At 21.2% G+C, this 2,518-nt stretch carries 1 protein-coding gene; it reads left to right on the top strand.

Translation table 11 applies throughout. The features are described 5' to 3' along the window. Positions 1 to 603 precede the first annotated feature (603 nt). The gene (gene uvrC, locus BGI41_RS07740; RefSeq protein ID WP_088540124.1) at positions 604 to 2,367 is read left to right on the top strand and encodes an excinuclease ABC subunit UvrC; all 1,764 of its coding nucleotides are present in this window, start codon (positions 604 to 606) and stop codon (positions 2,365 to 2,367) included. Positions 2,368 to 2,518 lie beyond the last annotated feature (151 nt).

Genomic DNA, 2,518 nt, shown 5'->3' with positions numbered 1-2,518 from the left:
TATTAATATTTTTAAATATTTTTGGAAAAATATATATTTTTTTAAAAATTAAGACATTTTAGATACATATGTATATTTTATAAAAAAATATTTATACAGTTAATAATTTATAATATAAAAATATCAAAAGTTTTATATATTTTAAAATAGTTATAAATAAATGGTGTAAGATTTATTCTTATACTACTTAGAATGATTATAGGAAATCATACATATTCACCCCCTTAAACGTATGTTTTTTTTTAAAAAGTATATTAAACCTTTTTTTATTTCTATAATCATTCTTTTTTTTATTTATAACTATTTTTAATTTTTAACTTAATTTTTAATAATTTATACTTCTTGATAATCATTTTATAAATGTTTATTCAAATTTAATCTAAATATAATATTAAATTTATTATTTAAACTATAATAAAGACTTAAATTAATATCAATATAAATTAAATCAATATTTTTCTAAAATAAAAAATATTTAACTTTTTTAAAATATCTATAAAACTTAATAGTTTGAATAAACTAGAATAAAATTAATATTTATTAAAAAACATAATATAAATTTAAAACTTATATTTAATAAAAAAAATTCAAGGACTTAATATAATGGCAACTAAAGTAAAATCTCCTGATAATTTACCTCTTAAACCTGGTGTTTACATTATGAAAGATGTAAATGATAATGTAATTTATGTAGGTAAATCTAAATCTTTAAGAAAAAGAGTAAAATCTTATTTTAAAGATAAAAAGGATAGACCAAAAACTTATGTTTTAATGCAACATTTTAATTCCTTAGAATATATTGTAACTACTTCTGAAAAAGAAGCTTTAATATTAGAGGCTAATTTAATCAAAAAATACATGCCTAAATATAATATTCGTCTTAAAGATGATAAAAAATATCCATATGTTAAAATAACTAATGAGGATTTTCCAAGATTAATATTAACACGTAATATATCTAAAAATGGAACATATTATGGACCTTTTACTGATGTAAAATCTGTACGTTCTACTGTAAAATTCCTTAAACAATTATTTAAAATTAGAACTTGTAAAAATATGGATGGACCATGTTTAAATTATCAGATTGATCTTTGTTATGCACCATGTGATGGTAGAATAAGTAAAGAAGAGTATCAGGAAATTATTGAAAAAATTGATTTATTTTTCCAAGGAAGATATAATGATATTTTAAAAAATCTTAAATCTGAGATGAAAGAAGCAAGTAATAATATGGAATTTGAAAAAGCAGCAGTATTAAGAGATCAAATTAAGTCTATTGAAGAAGTTATGGTTAAACAATTTGTTGATGAATTAGATGATGGTCTTGATCAAGATGTTATTGCTTCATCAGAAAATGAAAACACTACAATTATTGTTGTTTTATCAATTAGAAATGGAAAAATAATCTCTAAAGATGATTATTTAATGGATAATACTAAAAATCAAGACATTTCTGAAATATTATATAGTTTTATACAACAATATTATGGTATTAATCGTCATATACCGAAAGAATTAATTATTGAAGATAAAATTAAAGATAAAGATTTAATCATTGAATGGTTAAGTGATTTAAGAGGAAATAAAGTTAAAATTACAAATCCTCAAAAAGGTAGAAAACTACGTCTTATTCGTATGGCAAGAGGAAATGCAGATATTATTAAAAAACAAAAAGAAAAAGTTAATGATTCACTTATAGAACTTCAAAATTATCTTAAACTTAAAAATGTTCCACATGTTATTGAAGGTTATGATGTAAGTAATATTTCAGGTACTTTACAAGTAGGTTCTAAAGTTAGTTTTTTTGATGGAGAACCAAATAAAAAACAGTATAGAAGATTTAGGTTGAAAACTCCAGGACCTAATGATTATGGTATGATGAGAGAGTTACTTACAAGAAGATTTGAATCATTAGTTAATGAAGAGGATTATAAAAAACCTGATTTAGTACTTATTGATGGTGGTAAAGGACAATTACATATTGCTGTTGAAGTATTAAATGAATTAGGTTTAAGTGATATACCTGTTATTGGTCTTGCTAAAGAATTTGAGGAAGTTTTTGTTCCACAATCTAATCAACCTATTATAATTCCACATAATAAGGAATCTTTACATATTCTTCAAAGAGTAAGGGATGAAGCACATAGATTTGGTGTTACATACCATAGAAAATTACGTTCAAAAAAACTTACTGAATCTGAACTTGATAATATTCAAGGAATTGGTAAAAAACGTAAATTAAATCTTTTTAAAGAATTTGGTGATATTGATTCCATATCTAAAGCTACTGTTGATGAACTTAGTGATGTTGAAGGAATGAATAAGAAAGTTGCTGAAAATATTTATAATTATTTCCACGATTAGTATATGTATCTATTAATTGTAGTTTGATTATAAATTTTTTAATTATTTTTAGTGTATTATTAGGTAATTATTTGATTATTTTTTAATTATTTTTAGTGTATTATTAGGTAATTATTTGATTATTTTTTAATTCCTTTTTTCTAATAAAAAT

Source organism: Methanobrevibacter sp. 87.7 (genome assembly GCF_002208625.1).
In the GTDB taxonomy this organism is placed as follows: Archaea; Methanobacteriota; Methanobacteria; order Methanobacteriales; family Methanobacteriaceae; genus Methanarmilla.
Note: the sequence above shows the minus strand (reverse complement) of the source record. Positions and strands in the feature narration are given on the sequence as shown.